A 16,650-nucleotide genomic window follows, 5' to 3' on the forward strand; every position below is an offset into this window, starting at 1 on the left:
TGGTTAACAGAAAATATGGGTTAAAACAATGGGTAATATGTTCTTGTTATTAATCCAAGAACATATTGATGCTGTAACAGCCAGTGCGGATAAAATTTAAGCAGAAGGAAACTCTTACCTTTCTACTTCATGTACTTCTTTGGGAACGCCAGCAGTCAGCACCTCATGTCCTGTAGGTGTTACTAAAACGTCGTCCTCAATGCGAATGCCAATACCTACCCAACGTGGGTCAGTTTGTGGCTGCTCTTCTGCTAGCTTGGCATCTGGTACGATATAGAGTCCTGGTTCTACGGTTAGTACTTGACCTGGCTGTAATATCTGCGGTTTGTCGTCACCGTGTTGATAAACGCCTACATCATGGACATCTAAGCCTAGCCAATGACCAGTACGATGCATATAGTATGGCTTGTATTTTTCTTCCTCAATTAACTTGTCGATTTCTCCCGTCAAAATCCCAAGTCCGACTAAGCCTTCAGTAAGAACTCGCACTGCTGTATCATGTATTTGCTTATAGGGGTTACCTGGTTGCACTTGGGCGATCGCCTGTTTTTGTGCATTTAAAACAATCTCATAAAGTATTTTTTGTTCAGGTGTAAACTTTCCACCTACCGGGAAGGTTCTGGTAATATCGGAGTTGTAATAATCGTAAGCACAGCCAGCATCAATCAAGAGCAAGTCTTGATCCTGCATCTGCCGGTTATTTTCTATGTAGTGCAATATACATGAGTTTCTGCCAGATGCTACAATGCTTGGATAAGCAGGTCCTATTGCACCGTGTCTACGAAAGATGTATTCGATTTCGGCTTGAATTTCATATTCATAACGTCCTGGGCTGGCGAATTTCATTGCATGATTATGCGCCTCAACTGCAATATCAGCCGCTTTCCTCATCAACTCCAGTTCTGCTTGACTTTTAACCAGTCTCATGCTGTGCAATACTGGTCCAGTATCCTCAATCGCAATTGGTCCTGTACCGCGTTTGGGATAAGTCCGCATCAAGCTTTGCCAATGCTTGAGGATTTTGTCATTAAAAGCGCGATCGCGTCCCAAGTGGTAGTAAATGCGATCAGCCTTCTCCAAATACTGCGGTAACTTTTCATCCAATTCTGTTATTGGATAAGCTTCGTCTGCACCGTACTCTTGTTTAGCAGCTTCTACGCCACAGCGATAACCACTCCAGACTTCCTTTTCGAGATCCTTCGGCTGCACAAACAGCACAAACCGATGCTCTGAGTGATGCGGTGCCAAAACTGCAACTGCTTGCGGTTCGTTAAACCCAGTTAGATAAAAGAAATCGCTATCTTGGCGAAAATTGTACTCGACATCGTTGTGCATCACTGCCGTAGGCGCACTGCGAAAGATTGCAGTGCCATTGCCAATCTTTAACATCAACTGCTCACGACGGTGCCGATACTCTGCTTGCATAACTCTAAAGCTGTTGTTTTCTCATCTATTTTTACAGATAATTTCAGTAATCAGTTTCAAGAGTTCAGGGAAGGCGGATAACTTTCACGCAAAAAGCTCCTTAACCATCTAATTGCCTCACTTGTGGTTTGGTCGTTTGCAATTTTGAGGCATTGCTGCACAATTTCTGAAACGTTAACAAAATAGCTGCTTTGTGTAATTACGTAATTTTCCCCCTGTAATCTATAAACAAATAGCTGCTTATTCTTTAACAGCCAAACTTCTGGCACTTTATAAGGAAGATAGTCATCTATACTAGTATAACTTGTGACATCTACCTCAATCACCAAATCAGGTGGTGGATCAAATCCCCAATTGATTCTCTTTTTACCGACTACTGCTCGCCAATTTTCAATATAAAAGCAAAAGTCAGGCTCGATAGCACTAACTTCTGGCAAGCTCATGGTAATGGGCGTAAATGAGTCGTAGGTACGGTTTAAGTGGTCAAGTAGAGCTGTTACTATCAATGCCAGCAAGCTAGCATCTCTTCCATGCTCTGGTAGCGGTGCCATTAGCAAAACCTCTCCAGATCGATATTTAGTGCGAGGCGAGGTGCGATCGCCCAGTTGTTTACTCAGTATTTGATAATCTTGCCAAGATCCCAACATCCTTACGACTGTGCCAGGTAGCAACTCGACTCTTTCAGGTGTAATTACAGTATGCATGTTCGTGATGGATTATTGGTTTAACTAATTTATCCGATTCTTTAGAAATTAGGTAAAAGTTTTTCTCCTTAATTTTAAAACATTCTCTTCAAATTTATCTTCTCATTTGTTATTCAATAACACTTTTATTTTGAATAAATAGCGAATTTAACTTCTTTTTATTAAGAATAATAATTAGCACATCGTAGATGTTATTGTCTAACTTTTGATTTATAAATAAATAATTAAAAACCTTTATATGTTCTTATATAACACTTGAAATAATCTAGCAAAAAAAGTTAGAAATTTTATGACGACTAACGCGAAAGAAAAACTATGGTGACCTCTGACAAATCCTCTTCTTTAACTTCTAGTGCATTACAATCTCTTAAAACTTCAAATACATTTGCAGACCCCGTTGATAACTTACATACCTCTTCCCTATCTAGAAGTTCTTTAGAGTCGTCACAAAATCAAGTATCGTCGCAAGGTTTCTCGTTGCAAAAAAATCCCAATCCCAACCCTATATTTAGTAGTGCAGCGATATTAGTAGATTTTAACGGCGACGGTAAGACTGATAGGTTCTTTCGGAACTCTCAAACAGGAGAGAACCAAATTTGGTTGATGGATGGTACAAAAATTGCCTCTCAAATTACAGAACCGACAATGAGTCCAGACTGGGCTTTTCAAATTGCTGATTTTAACGGTGATAGTAAGACAGACATCCTCTGGCGCAATGCTAAAACAGGACAGAACACCATCTGGCTAATGGATGGCACAAAAGTTGCCTCTCAAGTTGCAGAACCAACACTCGACGCGTCTTGGAAACCTTACATTGCTGATTTTAATGCCGACGGCAAGACAGATATCCTTTGGCGTAATGCTCAAAATGGTCAGAACACCATTTGGACAATGAATGGTACAACTCAAACTAGTTCAACACTCACTGCACTTGACGCCGCTTGGACGCCTACTATTGCTGACTTCAACCGTGATGGCAAAACAGACATCTTCTGGCGTAATACCCAGACTGGTGAGAACAAAATTTGGACAATGAATGGTTCAACTCCAACAGCTTCCACACTTGCAACAGTCAGTACGGATTGGAGTCTGACTGTAGGCGATTTCAATGGTGATTATGCGAGCGACATCCTCTGGCACAATACCAAAACCGGAGAGAACAAAGTTTGGCTCATGAATGGTACAACTCCGATTGAATCAACCTTAGCGAAAACAACCGCAACCTCAAAAGCTAGCATTGGTGATTTTAACGGCGACGGTAAGACCGATGTCCTCTGGCGCGATGATTCAACGGGAACAAACACCCTTTGGACAATGAATGGTGGAACAGCTACTGCATCGACTCTACCGACACTTGGCGCTGGTTGGCAAGCTAACATTGGCGATTTCAACGGTGATGGTACAACTGACATATTCTGGCGTAATTACGGCACAGGGGAAAACACCATTTGGACTATCAGTGGATCAAAAGTTACTACTACAACTTCTGAACCAACACTTTCTAAAGAGTGGTATACCTTCTAAGAACTCTTAGGTGGACCCAATATTCCAATAAAGGTTGCTTGTGCTTCAGTGTAATCAGTAAGCACAGGCAACTTTTTATTTTTAATTAATAGCAACGAAAAAAATAATACTCATGACAGCGTGATTTTTACCGCCTCTACTAGTTTGATTTATAACTGTCTTTTGTTACTGATTCAAAATAATTAGATGTTTTTGTTTAACAGAAATTTATAGAAAAAAAGTTAAAAATTTAATAAATCCTAGTAACAAATACACACGATGACTACTTCTTATAACTCTTTAAATCTTTCTAAGTATACTAGTGCATTACAACTACCTCGGCTTCCAAATGGTATGACAAATGGGTTTGATTTCAATTCTTATTTAAATCTAAACCAGTCATCACAATCAATTCAAGCCCAAGTCTCTATACCATCAGTACAAGCAATAAACAAGCCAAATCAAAATTCCTATTTCAATAGTGCTGCTGTTTATCCAGATTTTAACGGTGATGGTAAAAATGATAGATTTTGGCGTAATTCTCAAACAGGAGAAACTACTGTATGGCTGATGAATGGCGATAAATATAATTCGTCAGCGCTTCCCAAAACGACTTCAGACTGGAATTATCAGTTTGCTGACTTTAACCGCGACGGTAAGACTGATATCTTCTGGCACAATACAAAAACAGGTGACAATACTATTTGGCTGATGGATGGTAATACAATTAGTTCACAAGCTTCTTTACAGTCGATTGACCCTTCCTGGACATTTAACACAGGCGATTTTAACGGCGATGGTAAAACAGACATCCTCTGGCGCAATGCAAAAACGGCTCAAAATGCTCTTTGGCTAATGGATGGGATGAAAGTGACTACTTCTGCTTATTTAGGAAACACTGATTCATCCTGGACTTCTAACATTGTCGATTTTAATGGTGACGGTAAGACTGATATTCTCTGGCATAATCAGACAACAGGTGAAAACACTGTCTGGTTTATGAACGGTACTAACACAAGTAGCTATTCTTTGCCTAAACTTGATCCATCATGGAGTGTGGGTAGTATTGGCGATTTTAACGGTGATGGGACGACAGACATCTTATGGCGTAATACGAAAACAGGTGAGAATACTGCTTGGTTAATGAATGGGACTATCGTTAATTCCGCTTCTTTAGGAAAACAGGATTTAGCATGGAAACCTATTGTTGGGGATTTTAACGGTGACGGTAAAACTGACATCTTTTGGCACAATACTACGACAGGTGAAAACACCACTTGGTTGATGGATGGGACAAAAGTCTCTACCTCAGCTTTTCTACCAAAAACTGATCCGTCCTTGATGCCAAGTATTGGCGATTACAATGGTGATGGTAAATCAGATATCTTCTGGCGTAATACGAAGACAGGTGATGACTCTATTTGGTTCATCAATGATACAACCTCTAGTACGTCTTCTTTGCCAAAAGTTTCCCCTGAGTGGTACACCTAGCCTTTGGCGATGCGCGGAGTAGGGGCGTACGTCCGGTCCGTCCCGTACTCTTTGGTCAGAATGTAACAAATTTAAAGAAAAACTGTATCAAATGTGTCTAAAGGAAGATTTTCTTTAGTGTATTTAAGTTTAAATTTATTAAGGAATGTAAATTAACAACTTAAAACACATGGCTAACATCGTAGATACTGCGGTAAGCGCTGGTTCTTTTAACACTCTAGTTGCTGCTGTTAAAGCTGCTGGTCTTGTGGATACGCTTACAGGCCCCGGTCCGTTCACAGTTTTTGCACCCACTGATGAAGCATTTAATAAACTTCCAGCAGGTACAGTGGATTCATTGCTTAAGGACGTTCCAAAGCTGACAGCAATTTTGACCTATCACGTTGTTGCGGGTAAAGTGTTAGCAGCTGACGTAGTTAAGCTGAAGTCAGCCACTACTGTTCAAGGGTCAGATGTAAAAATTGATGCTTCTAAAGGTGTCAAGATTAATGATGCTACCGTTCAAACACCAGATGTTGCAGCTGATAACGGTGTCATACATATCATTGATACAGTGTTAATCCCTGCATAACCCATGATTTAAAACCTAGCTAAAACAAATTAAAGTCTTGTATTAGCATAAGTTTTTAACCGCTATCCATCCCCACCCTACCTTACAGAGGGTGGGGAATTGCGCGTAAAGGTTAAAATGTTTTTTCCTCGCGTAAAGCAATGTCGATTTGGTAATCATCCTTAATCTTCTTGAGAGGAAACTGCACAAACTTTGCCTCACCTGTCAATTTCCAGTCAAACATCCGCAGCACGTGAGATGCAAACACCTTAGTAACCACCATCGCCATTTGTGCGCCCAAGCATGCGTGTACACCGCCACCAAACGGGATAAACTTATACATCTTGCCCTCGTTGCGCTCTGGTAAAAAGCGCTCCGGAGCAAATACTTCTGGTTCGTGAAAGTATTCTGGTATAATATGGGCGATACGTGGTTCTGCAATCAAGACACAGCCCTTCTCATACAGCACATTATCCAGCACGACAGATTTGGTAAGCCGACGGTTAGCAGTGGAACTAGGAGGTAAGGTACGCAGCGTCTCCTTAATCGTCGCCTCCAAAAATACCATCTGCTTCAAATTCTCAGTTGATAACATTTGTGTACCCACAACCTTTGATTGCTCCTCTATGAGACGATGTAGTACCTGGAGGCGGCGTTTGTCCATCTTCAAGTATAAGTAACTCTTTTACATCAGTAGTGTTATGCATATAGCGTAATACATTGGTGGTTGTTGCTTTTTCGCCCTTAATAACATGCTAGTTAAAATCGTTCATGCTAACCTGGGTGGGCAATCTTTTGTGTTTGGAAAATATGATGGATATCATGCCAACCCCTGACCGTATTATGCAGGTAGGAATGGGTTTTTGGAGTGCAAAGACCCTGCTAGTAGCAGTTGAACTCAGTTTATTTACTGAACTAGCGTCATCACCTCTTGATGCTCAAACATTAGCTGAGCGTCTGAGAATACATCCACGTTCAGCACGAGACTTTTTTGATGCTCTGGTAGCTTTAGGTTTGTTGGCACGGGATGGTGAGAAATACGCTAATACTCCAGAAACTGACCAATTTCTAGTACGTGGTAGGCTTGAGTATGTAGGTGGAATGCTAGAAATGGCTAACTCACGACTATATAAATTCTGGGGTTCCCTTACTGAAGCGTTGCAAACTGGACAGCCGCAAAGCGAAGTCAAGCACGGTGAGAACTTTTTTACCACATTGTATTCTGATGTCGAGCGTCTGGAAACTTTTCTTAAAAGCATGACTGGTCTAAGCATTGGATCTGCAAAAGCGATCGCTGAAAAATTCCCCTGGAGTGAATACAAAACTTTCATAGATATTGGCACAGCTCAAGGTGGATTGCCAGTGCAAGTCGCATTAACTCATCCCCACTTGTACGGAGGTGGGTTTGATTTACCTGTTGTGCGTCCAGTTTTTGAGGAATATGTTAATTCTAATGGTCTGAACGAACGCTTGCAGTTTGTCCCAGGCGACTTCTTTAAGGATCCACTACCTCAGGCTGATGTTTTAGTAATGGGGCATATTTTGCATGATTGGAACCTTGAGGAAAAACTCATGCTACTAACTAAAGCTTATGAGGCACTTCCTTCTGGTGGTGCGTTGATTGTTTATGATGCCATCATTGATGACAATCGCTGCGAAAATACATTTGGTCTTTTGATGAGTCTCAATATGTTGATTGAAACTCCGGGAGGATTTGATTATACTGGTGCTAATTGTATCGAGTGGATGAGATCTGTTGGATTCCGTGAACTACAACAGAAGCATTTAATCGGCTTCGATTCAATGATTTTTGGTATCAAGTAATATTATATCCGGTTAATAGCTTATTATATGAGCCCTCACCTGGGCTGTCCCAAGTTTGGGAGAGGGAAAAGGGGGCGAGGGCTCGATATCGCAACTGTTTGATTACCCAACCAAATTTGTAATATGAGTCAAAAACTAACTCCAGAACAATTGAATAAAATTATTGCTGAAACACAAAGATTGCAGCAGCGTCGAGAACAAGAACTTGAACCCGAAGAAGTTGAACAAATATTATCAGAATTAAACTTACCACCAGAGTTAGCCGACGAAGCAATAACTCAAGTGTATCGTCGTCAAGCTTTAGAGGAAAAAAGAAGACGGAATAAGTTAATTTTTGCAGGTATTGCTGCTACAACGGTGCTAATTATTGGTAGTGGAATATTCTTTTTTAACCAGAAAAGTGCTACTTCTGCTCGTGTTTCAGTCCAACAAGACCGCATCACTAAAGCACAGGATAATGGAGATAATTTAAAGGTTATTGAACGGCAAAGTAATGATGAAGTTTTCTATCGTGTTACCCTCAAAGATGCACCTATTGGTCAAAAATTAAATTTAGCTTGTGATTGGATTAACCCCGGCGGCCAAGTTGTTAAAAAAAATCGCTATCAAACTAAAGAGATTACTACATCCGTTTGGGATACTCAGTGTAAATATAGTATCAATTTTGGAGCAAATCCAGGTAGCTGGAAAGTCCAAATATCTTTGGATGAACGTGTGCTGAGTGAGGAAAATTTCCAGGTGAAGTAATTTTTTATGGCTCCCATCTGTCCATCTCATTTCGTTGGTTATTGGGGTTATGCTTCTCAATCTGAAGAGGTACTTCTTTGTAGCATCGCCAAGCAGCATTATCAGCCTTTGGATACTAGGAAAAACCCAGTTTGGAATGTTGCTTTTATCTCTGATGACCAAAACTCGATCATTCAACTTGACAACAATATTATTGCTTCGCTATCTGCTGCGGGAATACATGATCGTCCTGATGTATGGGTTCGTTTGTCAAGCAATACAACTTTATTCTTGGGAAGGGATATTTTTGGTCGGGTTCCTTTATATTGGATACAGCTAGGACAAGTTATTTGGTTTGCATCGCAGCTACAATTACTTTTACCGCTTTTAGATGCGCCTCAAGTTAATATTGCTGCTGTTTATGGATATAGTTGTTTTTCTTATGTTCCTACTCCCTTAACTCCTGTGGTTGGAATTCAAGCTATTGGTGCGGGTACTGAAATAGCTTGGAGTTTTGATGACGAGATTCTTTTACAACCGAAAATACAGAGATTGCAGGAATGGTGGGAAGAATCGGAAAAAGTTTATGATGAAGTCACAGCAGTAACAGAACTACAAATACTCCTCAAAGATGCGATCGCACGTCAAGTTTCCGATACCACAGAACCTGTAGGAGTTTGTCTTTCTGGTGGACTTGACTCTTCGATTATTGCTGCACTACTCGTACAAGCAGGGATAAAAGTGAAAGCTTACACTCTTGACTTTGGGAATTATGGTATACCAGAACACCCTTATGCAGAACAAGTTGCTCAGTATCTTCAAATCCCTTTAGTAAAAGTCGATGCCAGCCCTCGTAACATTTCTAAAGCACTAATCCCTACAGTAAAAGCACTTGATTTACCTTTTGGTGATGGGGTAACTGTACCATTGTACTTATTAGTACAAAGAGCAAGTCAGGAAACAGAGGTAATATTTAATGGGGAAAATGGTGACCAGTTATTTGGTGGTTGGACGAATAAACCTTTGATAGCCGCCGGGATTTATCAAGCAGAACACCCAAGTAAGGATAATTTTATTCAGCAATATCTCCGCACTTTTCACCGTCTTTGGGGTTATGATGCGTACCAAGCAGATATCAGTGAATTACATGCAGAGGATTGGTTGCGAGAAGCACTTGACGCCCAATACAGCGATACCTTGTTACATAGACTGCGACGTGCTAATTTAATGTTAAAAGGAGCGCAAAATATTCAACCTAGAGCGACAAATATTGGTTTATCGCAAGGTTTGGCTGTGCGATCGCCTTTTTGTGATTTACCCTTGACAAGGTGGTCTTTCCGCTTGAGTGGAGAGTTGATTTTACACGGTAATTGCGAGAAATATATCCTCAAGCGTGCGGTAGAAAACTGGCTACCTCCAGAAATTGTTTGGAGGCAAAAACGCGGTATGGGTGTTCCCTTAACTTCTTGGTGTTTACACGAATTTTGGCATCAATTAGGTGATTGGTTGAAGCCGAGTATTTTACGTAGAGAGGGAATTTTTAAACCAGATATTGCCGTAAAAATTGTTAATGGAGAATTAAGTGCAGCGATAACAGGACGACGTATAGGTGAGATTTTATGGCTATTGGTGATGTGGGAATTATGGCGCGTTCACATACTTGGTGAAGCACCGAATTCAAAAGAATTTTTCCACCCGTTTATATTACCTCGTTGGATGTGGAGATTTTTTAAAAAACTGCAAGTTTAGTTCAAGATTAGAAGAAAGCCACTGCGGAACTATTAAAGGAGTTATTATGAAGTGTATTAAGTGTGGAACTGATAATAAATTAAAGGACAGAACAGCCAATTTTGGCAGATGCAGCCGTTGCAGTCATACTTTTGCTTTTGAGCCGACAAGCATGGGATCTATTAAGATTACCGATCCAATGTTTGCAAAAATGATTAATAATATTTCTGTAGCGGATACTCTATTTTTTACTCCTAAACAGATGTTTTACTATGTAGATAATCGCTTACGTAGTAAAGGGTTTAATTCTAATTTTTTTGCACTTGGTTTTATATTGATTCATGTAATTTTATTTTTGGTTTTTAGAAAAATACCCTTCATTATCATATTATATCAAATATTTGAGACAATAAGATTATATAAAAATACTAAATCACCTAAGTTGGATAATGCTAGTCGTAAAGCGAGTGCAAAATATTTAAGATTTGTCGGAGGCTTTATTTTATTAGTAGGAATTGCTGCAAGTGTATTGATATATAATTCATTTTTAATATTTGTTGTCGCAACACTTCTTGGCATGACTGCGATTTATCTGGGTATTACGCAAGTAAATAAAACTGCTATACCTTCAGAATTTATAGTCCCAGAATCAACCCTTCAAGAGTGGCTAAATCGCTGGCAACAAATAAACGGAAATATTCTCAAATTACTTCCTAACCCCCAACCAAAAAACCAGTTTTCTGCAATCAATCCTGATGTAACAGCTTATAGTTTTGATAGATTAATAGTATGCGATAGTGATGAAATTGCACAATTTTTGATAGCAAATAATTTCCACTTTGAAAATAACTGTGCTATTCTCAGTATCACTGGATATCCTCACAGTATTTTCCAAATCACAATGGAGATGCTACGACGGAATCCAGATTTAAAGGTATATGCTTTACACAGTTGTACAGCTGATGGTTTAAGCTTAGTGCATCGTCTAAAAACAAGTCCAGATTGGTTTCAAAATAGTAATGTTACAATTATTGATATTGGTATCTCGCCTCGTCACGTCTTAGCCACAAAAAAAGGAATTTTTATTGAAAAATCGCCCCAATCTGCAACTGATGCTAAACAATTAATACCCGAGATTCGTCAAGAATTATCACCAGAAGAATTACAATGGTTAGAAGCTGGTAATATTGTTAAGTTAGAGTCATTTCAACCACAAAAACTAATTCAAATCATCCAAAGAAGAATTGCTAATACTGGAACGATAGATAGCAGTGGTAGTGACTTGATTATCATAGGCAGTGAAGATAATTTTACTTACACAACTGAAAATTTTGGTTAATATCATAAACGCCTACTTATCTTCGATTAACCTGCAACCACATCTCCAAACTTACCAGTAACCATAATTTTACCCCATATCTTCTCCAAGTATCGCCACGATAGTTCAACCAGTCGTTAATTAAAGATTGATTAAGGTAAGGTGCAATAAAGCTCTTTTTATGCAACAATAAATTCTTTGCTTCTTTATGCCAGTATTTATAAAACCCTAACTGTACGGGAACCATCATCCCACTTTTCGGACGATTGATAATCGTATCCGGAACTATATCTAATACTGCTTGTTTGAGAACAGCTTTTTCTTCGACTCCCGATAGTTTGTATTCAGGGGGTATTTGCATACTCAAATCTACCACGCGCTGATCGAATAATGGGGACAGTCCAAGTAAATTCGCAGCTTGTGTAAAGTTACTAACTTTTGTAAGAATTTGGTCTGCACCTTTAAATTTAATATTAAGTGCCATTAATCGATTCAAATAACTAGCTTGAGAATTTAAATCTCCTACAAATACGGATGGTACATCTTTCACTGCTTGATATACTTCTGGTTTGAGTAGCGATGGTAAATCAGCAGCGCATTTCTGAAAAGATATTAAGTAAGCGTACACGATATCTTGATTTGTGACTGAACCGTATAAACTATTAATCAACATTGGTTGATTTTTTGGTCCACCAAAACAGGGATCTCCACCTTCACCATTGAGAATAACTTGTACAAATTCTCGTGCTAATTTACTTAGCAATAAATTTGGTACAGTTAAAGGATCGCCAATTGGATCATCTAAATACCTCATCGTTTCTGGAAGTTTTTCCCACATATCTTTAAAGCTAATTTCGAGAATGTGGTGTTGAGTTTGGCAATGTTGTGATACTAAACTGGAAAATTCCAATTCGTTGAGAGTTTCTGCACCAAAATGAATTGAAAAGGTATGAACTGGCGCGTCATGAAGTTTACTTACAAGTGCTGTAACACTACTCGAATCTAAACCTCCTGAAAGAAAAACTCCTACAGGTTGTTTTTTTGGTAAATATTCTTGAATCACTCGGTTAAGTAGATATCGTAGCTTTTCTCCATGCCAAGCTAAAGGTTTATCTCTATTAGTAATCTGTTCTTCTAATTGCCAATAGCTTTGAACTTCCCTTGTAGGCAATTGTAAAACAGTTCCTGGACGCAATTCCTTAACATCTTGCCATAAAGTCCTTTCCCCAGGAACAAAAGCACAACAAAGATAATCCCGCAGTGCGACCAAATCGATATCTTGAGAACGATGAGGTGTAATTGCTGTTAATTGTGGTGCAATCCAACAAATTGAACCCGTTGTATAGTACAAGGTTCTAGAACCTGTTCTATCCCTAACTAAATATAAAACTTGTTTGTCGCGATCCCAAACAACTAGTGAAAACATTCCTACCAACAACTTCAGCGACTCTATACCCCATTTTTGCCAAAGCTGTAGAATTACTTGGATATCACTATTACCAATATCATTTTCACCTAATTGTTGCAGCAACTCTACCCGGTTACTCAACCAAATATCCCCAACTGCGACAAATTGCTGGTTTGTGCTAAATTCTACAGTGCGATGAGGTGCAATTATCGTAACTTTATCATCACGCCATGATACATCTTGATTCGATGATACGGAACCATAAGCCACCAACCAAGTCAGAGGAATATTGATCAATGGAATGTGGGTTTTAGCTTTAAAAAGCATGGAATTCAGGAGTCAGGAGTCAGGAGTCAGAATAAATACATGAATTAACCCAACATTTTTAGGATTTCGTTGGGTTTCACTTCGTACCCCTACGGGGAAGCAAGCTACAACCCAACCTACCACTACCACTAATCTTAACTGAACCGTATTGGTATATAGGACGCGGGCAAGATGCCCGCACTACACTAATTATACGTTTTCGTAGTATATAATCTAGCTGCACATCAGCTTATCTTCATTCTGACTCCTGATTCCTGACTCCTGTATTCTGGCTCCTGACTCCTTGTTTAATCCTTTTCACCTGCTGCTGAAACTCAGCACCTTTTTGCGGATTGACCATCGCGACAAAATTCGCGAAGCCGGTAATCGCGGCGATAATATCATGAGAATTTCCCCAAGATTTACCTTCTAGTCCGTCTTTCTCAATTTGGTATAAAGTAGCGCGGAACTGCTTTAGAGTCTTTTTAGAAACATTGGGTTTATCATTAACTACAACTCCGGTAACTTCTTGCTGGTGACAGTTTCGCAGAATCCTTGTTTTCTCTTGGTTTATGGTAAAACCTTCGTGAGCGACAATAGAATCTGTACGCCTGAGAATATTGCATATATGGCGCAAGCTATTCCCACAACCTGACAAAGTCAAGTCGTCAGCATAGCGGGTATAAGTAAAACCCAAGTTTTTTGCCATTCCTGTTAAACGCCGATCTAAACGCCTACACAAAAGGTTCGTAATTGCTGGACTTGCTGGCGAACCTTGGGGAAGGTGTCTTTCATCTAACGCTATATAATAAGTTTTTCCATCCAATTCTACTTCTTCAAATTCTGCGGTTGTACACAGCAAAGCAAATATAGTCGCTGCTGCTTCAGAATAGCCGAAGGAATGAAAAAGCCCTTTAACGCGCTTGTAGGAAATTGAGGGAAAAAAGTCTTTAAGGTCAAAGTTGATAATCACGTCCGCACCAACATGAGGTGTAGCATTGGTGACGATAGAGCGATCGCGCCGAAACCCATGGGCAGCGTCATCAACTTCTAGCTGATTCAAAATGTTCTCTAAAATCCAGTGTTGCACCCGTTTTAAACTAGGCATAGGTGCTGATATCAGCCGTTCTCCCCCTGTTTTCTTCGGTATTTTGAAGCGGATGTAGTGAGAAACGGTTGAGACTTTGCGGTTAAACGCTAAAAAGCGCAGTTTACCCATACTAATGCCCATCATAGCAGCAATTTGTTCTGGTGTATCGCCTAAAGGTAATCCGTAACTCTGTAATCTTTCCTGATTCCCCTCGGTGTTATTTAATCCACCAGAAACACCTTCACCAAGATAGATAATCTCATGTTGCTTTTTCTGGTTCCAAGCTTCAGATTTTTCTTTCCTTTGCTTTTCCCGCCTTTCTTTATTTTCCTGACGCTTGCGCCGAGACTCTTCTAGGCGTTGCTTAAGCATCTGCTTGCGCAGTGCTTTTTCATTGTGGAGACGATTATTTTCTTGTCTTAGTTGTTGAAGTTCTCGCTGAATCTCCCCTGCACGTCGAATTTCATCTGCTGGATCTTGAGGTAGTTCGCCTTGTGCGAACCAAAAACCATAACGAATCATTTCTTCGAGGATAAATTCCTCTTTACCAACTTGGCGGACGCGATCGTATAGTTCTTGGCGAGTACGAGGTTGATCAGTCATTTCTGATTCCAATTTTGGTTAAAAAAATCACGCGTTTTTTCCGTTAGCTTTCCCTTCGTAAACCCCTTTGGACTAGACTGATCAACTCAAGCGGTCTCGGCAGTAGGTCGTGCTTTCACTTCACGGAAGTCAGACCGGAATACGACCTACTGCCGAAAGACCGCACAGTTAAGAGCAGGCTAGTGATGCATGTATAGGCTAAACACAAGGACGGCGATCGCACCGCCCAAATTGCAAGGATTGTCTACCAACGGCAAACGCGTGATTTATTTACACTGACGTGCGTATTGCATCCGCAGTGCCAGAATATGCTCACAAGGACCTTTATACAGCTTATTTTGCTGATGCCAGTTGCAAGTACACTCTGCACTAATTATACGCTCGTCTTTATCTATCGTCAAAGATGGATTGTAAATTTTTTCCTTATCTTGGATATTCCCCTGCAAAACTAACACTCCATCTCGGTCATTCACCGATGTTACCTGTGCAGCATTGTGACTCAGAAATCTTGTTGCACTTTCTTCTCGTTCATTAGCAAAGCGTAACCTCTCCATGGGTAAAGGTTCGCGGCTAAGTTCTCGTATACGATAAACTCGTTTGTTCAAATCATAAATTACACGCCCTGCTTGAGTGTAAGCACTTAAAGCACCCAGAACAGAAGTCCGGCTAAAATTCAGCCTTTGTGCAAGACTATCAGCAGTTTCTACCCAATTTTCTCGCAGTGCGTCAAAAATAATTTTTTGCGTCCATTCGTCGACATCAGCGCGGGGAGCCATTAAATCAAAGTTACCAGATTGCGACCAATCATTAGCCGTCCACCCAGATAAACCAAGGGTAAAAGACATATCGCCTAAGTCAGCAACGTAAAATGAAGGCATACCTGTTCCTAGCAAATGAACGGTAAACTTTTGCGCCACAGGGATAAGTCGTTCTAGAATATGAAGTCGCCGTCTTCCCCAAACGCGAATAGTTTGAGGTTCTGTTCCTAGGTAAGGCGATCGCGCACAAACAATCTCTTTTTCCCAAGGTTCAAATACCACCCGCACTGGTTGACCAGGTTCCAGATGATATCGTAAACTACGTGGTCCTTTTGTTTCCTTTTGGCGACGTAAGACAAAACAAATATTATAAATATCCATTGGATGCAAATCAAACTGCGTTGCTGGTAAAGACATCGCCGAACTAACCTGCAAAAATCCTCTTACCCAAGTATCTGGTAAATCAATTTTGACTTCTTTGTAAGCTGCTTCATGAGTTGTTTGAACTTCAAAGCCAGAAGGATCAACTCTTAACTCAGTACTTTTGTAGCTGCGAATTTTCTGAAACTCATCGTAAAGCGCTGCTGAATAATCTACATTCGTCGTCCCGCAAGCAAATTCATTGATATTTTTAAAGACTTCGTAGCTAGCACCCAAGCGTCCATAACTTGACTCATCTATACTGAAGCATTCAAAAAAGACTTCATCAGGGTGAACAGTAATAACTGGATCAAGCACAAACCAAGTATCACGATCTTTTTGATAAATGTATTCAAAATAACGCCGTTTTGCTTCATAATAAGGCTGCCAACGCTCACGGTTGCGCTTGTTTAAATCATTTAATTCTTCTCGTAAAGGCTTAATTTTAGCTGCAACCTCTTGTTGCATAGCTGCAACTAGTTCCCAGTCAATTTCATCTTGTTTAGCACGCCATTCTTTGTAAGCAGTTTTATCTTTTGGTTGAAATCGCAAATCAGAAATAACGACATCATGTAAAGCAGAAATAGCTTCACGAAATGCCACCTTTTTTCCTAGTTCTCCAATAAAGTAAGTTGGTGGACGCTTGGTGTCTGGAGAAAAAGACATTTGCGTGCTTCCACCGCGTTCTAAAACTTCTGTACTTCCTTTGTATGCGTAGTTAAATTCCATAAGTTTTTTTTTGTTAATTATAATAGCTGGTAGAGTGTGTTAGGCGCATTATCAAATATCATCTTCA

Annotated in this window: 13 protein-coding genes; 7 read left to right on the forward strand and 6 right to left on the reverse strand. The window is 40.0% G+C overall.

Features of this window, described 5'->3' with window-relative positions; all coding sequences use genetic code 11:
• Window positions 1-114: 114 nt before the first annotated feature.
• Window positions 115-1,425 carry a Xaa-Pro aminopeptidase gene (gene pepP, locus G4P69_RS10620; RefSeq protein WP_208349618.1) on the reverse strand — a complete coding sequence of 437 codons (1,311 nt, stop codon included), beginning with the start codon at window positions 1,423-1,425 and terminating at the stop codon, window positions 115-117.
• A 56-nt stretch (window positions 1,426-1,481) separates the two neighbouring features.
• Complete coding sequence (locus G4P69_RS10625) at window positions 1,482-2,129, reverse strand: Uma2 family endonuclease (RefSeq protein WP_208341768.1); 648 nt, start codon at window positions 2,127-2,129, stop codon at window positions 1,482-1,484.
• A 315-nt stretch (window positions 2,130-2,444) separates the two neighbouring features.
• Between G4P69_RS10625 and G4P69_RS10630 the strand changes: the two genes are divergently transcribed.
• The 3 genes from G4P69_RS10630 (at window position 2,445) to G4P69_RS10640 (ending at window position 5,694) form a co-directional block, all read left to right on the forward strand.
• Window positions 2,445-3,653, forward strand: coding sequence for an FG-GAP repeat domain-containing protein (locus G4P69_RS10630; RefSeq protein WP_208349620.1), 1,209 nt, complete (start codon window positions 2,445-2,447; stop codon window positions 3,651-3,653).
• A gap of 258 nt (window positions 3,654-3,911) precedes the next feature.
• A complete protein-coding gene (locus G4P69_RS10635) occupies window positions 3,912-5,123 on the forward strand; it encodes an FG-GAP repeat domain-containing protein (RefSeq protein WP_208349621.1) in 1,212 nt (403 codons plus the stop codon).
• A gap of 169 nt (window positions 5,124-5,292) precedes the next feature.
• Window positions 5,293-5,694, forward strand: coding sequence for a fasciclin domain-containing protein (locus G4P69_RS10640; RefSeq protein WP_208349622.1), 402 nt, complete (start codon window positions 5,293-5,295; stop codon window positions 5,692-5,694).
• A gap of 112 nt (window positions 5,695-5,806) precedes the next feature.
• Here G4P69_RS10640 and G4P69_RS10645 read toward each other — a convergent pair whose 3' ends face one another.
• A complete protein-coding gene (locus G4P69_RS10645; protein WP_243902927.1) occupies window positions 5,807-6,337 on the reverse strand; it encodes a cytochrome P450 in 531 nt (176 codons plus the stop codon).
• 107 nt (window positions 6,338-6,444) lie between these two features.
• On the opposite strand from G4P69_RS10645, the gene G4P69_RS10650 reads away from it, so the two are divergent.
• The 4 genes from G4P69_RS10650 (at window position 6,445) to G4P69_RS10665 (ending at window position 11,290) form a co-directional block, all read left to right on the forward strand.
• Window positions 6,445-7,497: an acetylserotonin O-methyltransferase gene (locus tag G4P69_RS10650; RefSeq protein ID WP_243902928.1), complete on the forward strand. Its 1,053-nt coding sequence runs from the start codon at window positions 6,445-6,447 to the stop codon at window positions 7,495-7,497.
• Between the two features lie 123 nt (window positions 7,498-7,620).
• Entirely contained in the window at window positions 7,621-8,244 is a 624-nt protein-coding gene (locus G4P69_RS10655; protein ID WP_208346358.1) for a DUF3859 domain-containing protein, read from the forward strand.
• A gap of 6 nt (window positions 8,245-8,250) precedes the next feature.
• Entirely contained in the window at window positions 8,251-9,972 is a 1,722-nt protein-coding gene (locus G4P69_RS10660; RefSeq protein ID WP_208349623.1) for an asparagine synthetase B family protein, read from the forward strand.
• 46 nt (window positions 9,973-10,018) lie between these two features.
• Window positions 10,019-11,290 carry a hypothetical protein gene (locus G4P69_RS10665; protein ID WP_208349628.1) on the forward strand — a complete coding sequence of 424 codons (1,272 nt, stop codon included), beginning with the start codon at window positions 10,019-10,021 and terminating at the stop codon, window positions 11,288-11,290.
• A 16-nt stretch (window positions 11,291-11,306) separates the two neighbouring features.
• Here G4P69_RS10665 and G4P69_RS10670 read toward each other — a convergent pair whose 3' ends face one another.
• From G4P69_RS10670 to G4P69_RS10680, 3 genes are all read right to left on the reverse strand, one after another.
• Window positions 11,307-13,004: an asparagine synthetase B family protein gene (locus tag G4P69_RS10670; protein WP_208349634.1), complete on the reverse strand. Its 1,698-nt coding sequence runs from the start codon at window positions 13,002-13,004 to the stop codon at window positions 11,307-11,309.
• 235 nt (window positions 13,005-13,239) lie between these two features.
• Window positions 13,240-14,676: a reverse transcriptase domain-containing protein gene (locus G4P69_RS10675; protein WP_208349635.1), complete on the reverse strand. Its 1,437-nt coding sequence runs from the start codon at window positions 14,674-14,676 to the stop codon at window positions 13,240-13,242.
• A gap of 266 nt (window positions 14,677-14,942) precedes the next feature.
• Window positions 14,943-16,583 carry an SWIM zinc finger family protein gene (locus tag G4P69_RS10680; protein WP_208349636.1) on the reverse strand — a complete coding sequence of 547 codons (1,641 nt, stop codon included), beginning with the start codon at window positions 16,581-16,583 and terminating at the stop codon, window positions 14,943-14,945.
• Window positions 16,584-16,650: the final 67 nt, after the last annotated feature.

The sequence above is a fragment of the Aetokthonos hydrillicola CCALA 1050 genome (assembly GCF_017591665.1).
Taxonomy (GTDB): Bacteria; Cyanobacteriota; Cyanobacteriia; order Cyanobacteriales; family Nostocaceae; genus Aetokthonos; species Aetokthonos hydrillicola.

Bases quoted from the DNA above. Each gene is read 5' to 3' on its own strand.
- pepP (WP_208349618.1), bottom strand. From the start codon at position 1,425: ATGCAAGCAGAGTATCGGCACCGTCGTGAGCAGTTGATGTTAAAGATT.
- G4P69_RS10625 (WP_208341768.1), bottom strand. From the start codon at position 2,129: ATGCATACTGTAATTACACCTGAAAGAGTCGAGTTGCTACCTGGCACA.
- G4P69_RS10630 (WP_208349620.1), top strand. From the start codon at position 2,445: ATGGTGACCTCTGACAAATCCTCTTCTTTAACTTCTAGTGCATTACAA.
- G4P69_RS10635 (WP_208349621.1), top strand. From the start codon at position 3,912: ATGACTACTTCTTATAACTCTTTAAATCTTTCTAAGTATACTAGTGCA.
- G4P69_RS10640 (WP_208349622.1), top strand. From the start codon at position 5,293: ATGGCTAACATCGTAGATACTGCGGTAAGCGCTGGTTCTTTTAACACT.
- G4P69_RS10645 (WP_243902927.1), bottom strand. From the start codon at position 6,337: ATGGACAAACGCCGCCTCCAGGTACTACATCGTCTCATAGAGGAGCAA.
- G4P69_RS10650 (WP_243902928.1), top strand. From the start codon at position 6,445: ATGCTAACCTGGGTGGGCAATCTTTTGTGTTTGGAAAATATGATGGAT.
- G4P69_RS10655 (WP_208346358.1), top strand. From the start codon at position 7,621: ATGAGTCAAAAACTAACTCCAGAACAATTGAATAAAATTATTGCTGAA.
- G4P69_RS10660 (WP_208349623.1), top strand. From the start codon at position 8,251: ATGGCTCCCATCTGTCCATCTCATTTCGTTGGTTATTGGGGTTATGCT.
- G4P69_RS10665 (WP_208349628.1), top strand. From the start codon at position 10,019: ATGAAGTGTATTAAGTGTGGAACTGATAATAAATTAAAGGACAGAACA.
- G4P69_RS10670 (WP_208349634.1), bottom strand. From the start codon at position 13,004: ATGCTTTTTAAAGCTAAAACCCACATTCCATTGATCAATATTCCTCTG.
- G4P69_RS10675 (WP_208349635.1), bottom strand. From the start codon at position 14,676: ATGACTGATCAACCTCGTACTCGCCAAGAACTATACGATCGCGTCCGC.
- G4P69_RS10680 (WP_208349636.1), bottom strand. From the start codon at position 16,583: ATGGAATTTAACTACGCATACAAAGGAAGTACAGAAGTTTTAGAACGC.